This window comes from Caballeronia sp. LZ024, assembly GCF_031451455.1.
In the GTDB taxonomy this organism is placed as follows: Bacteria; Pseudomonadota; Gammaproteobacteria; order Burkholderiales; family Burkholderiaceae; genus Caballeronia; species Caballeronia telluris.
In genome coordinates this window covers 1-1135 of record NZ_JARUXL010000036.1, presented here as the reverse complement: position 1 = coordinate 1135, position 1135 = coordinate 1, and the positions used below count along the sequence as shown (strand labels likewise).

At 60.4% G+C, this 1135-nt stretch carries 2 protein-coding genes and 1 pseudogene; all 3 read right to left on the bottom strand.

All coding sequences use genetic code 11. The annotated features are described in order from the left end of the window. A partial coding sequence (locus QCE48_RS31610) for an FAD-binding protein (protein WP_309794474.1) occupies positions 1-168 on the bottom strand: 168 nt, incomplete at its 3' end. A 288-nt stretch (positions 169-456) separates the two neighbouring features. Continuing rightward, a complete protein-coding gene (locus QCE48_RS31605) occupies positions 457-768 on the bottom strand; it encodes an HU family DNA-binding protein (protein ID WP_309785084.1) in 312 nt (103 codons plus the stop codon). Between the two features lie 268 nt (positions 769-1036). Beyond that, a pseudogene (gene sdhB / locus QCE48_RS31600) lies at positions 1037-1135 on the bottom strand (succinate dehydrogenase iron-sulfur subunit); the annotation flags it as partial.

Here is a 1135-nt window from a genome sequence, read left to right as displayed (position 1 = left end):
GCCTTTTTCCTGCGCAAGCTGCTTGAGCCGGATAGCCGACGACAGTCCGGCGGGGCCGCCGCCGACGATCACGACGTCATATTCCATCGACTCGCGGGGGCCGTACTGCTCGATGAGACTTTGATCACTCACGATATGCTTTCCATCAAATAGGTCTGATCTGGTCATCGCGGCGGATTGTCTCGCGCGGATCGCAGGAAGATGTCCGCATCCTAGCGCCGAACAGGCACGCGACCGCTCTCAGAACCTGCCCATTTAATGACAAATCCTGCCACTGCGTGACCCGTTACTCGTAGATGACGACACGACCCATCGCGATGCGACGCGTTTTCCGCGCACAGCGATTGATGGAGATACGCAAACGGGCGGCACGATCAGCTGCTGACCCGGATGGTGAATTGAATGAGCCGCGACTGCATTCGAGCACGCGAGGGAGCCCGACGCGCGGCTGCAACTTCATTGATTGACGGCGTCCTTGAAAGCCTTGCCCGCCGTGAACTTGACGGTCTTCGCTGCGGCGATCTCGATCGCTTCGCCAGTCTTCGGATTGCGTCCGGTGCGAGCCGCGCGCGCGCCGGTTGCGAACGTGCCGAAGCCGATCAACTGCACGGTCTCGCCTGCTGCAACGGTTTTTGAAACGGCGGCCAGCACCGCATCGATCGTCTCTGCGGCAGCGTTCTTCGCGATGCCCGCTTCCGATGCAACGGCATCGATGAGTTCCTGCTTGTTCATGTTCGCTTCCTTACGAAGGTTAAGGCTGGCCCAGATGGACTCGGCGCCCGCTACCTTACCATCGTCTGCATATCGAGCGGTTCGACGGTCGGCACATGCAGCAGTGCAACACCGACGTTATCGTTTCGAGCACCCGCATGGCCGTGATGCCCGATGCGATGACCGGTGCATCGGCACTCTCGCGCAGAAGCTTTCGCCGCGCGATGCCAAGTGTTCTCGCATGAGCGATGTTAAGCGAGTCCCGGTACGGCCCCGTTGACGCTCGACTTGCAAGCGGGGCCGGCCGCTCGTTGCTCGCGCTAATTCAGACAGCGCGGCGCACCATCAATTCCTTGATCTTGCCGATCGCCTTTGTCGGATTGAGCCCCTTCGGGCACACATCCACGCAGTTCATGATCGTATG